Source organism: Erwinia sp. PsM31, assembly GCF_030433775.1.
Taxonomy (GTDB): domain Bacteria; phylum Pseudomonadota; class Gammaproteobacteria; order Enterobacterales; family Enterobacteriaceae; genus Erwinia; species Erwinia aeris.
Map to the genome: position 1 here is coordinate 1 of NZ_JARUWZ010000131.1, position 220 is coordinate 220.

The window sequence follows — 220 nt, forward strand, 5'->3', positions numbered from 1 at the left end:
ACGCATTTACCCACAAAGTTATCCACATCAGGAGGTAAGAACAAATTTAGACGAGCATCAAGCAAACGTTTTCGCTACAATGCCCCTGAAAAATCCCGGCCCCCATTTGGGGGCGTTTCCTGAATCTTCGCTGCTTCTTTCTTTAAAAAGGATGGGAAAAGCTAAGATTGATTTAACGCTCTTATCTTTGCGAACCAAAGCCAAGGGATGAAACCTCATG

At 43.6% G+C, this 220-nt stretch carries 1 protein-coding gene; it reads left to right on the top strand.

Annotated features, from left to right (window positions below):
• On the top strand, nucleotides 1-211 hold a 211-nt coding region (locus QCD69_RS22730), incomplete at its 5' end, for a hypothetical protein (RefSeq protein ID WP_301253595.1).
• Nucleotides 212-220: the final 9 nt, after the last annotated feature.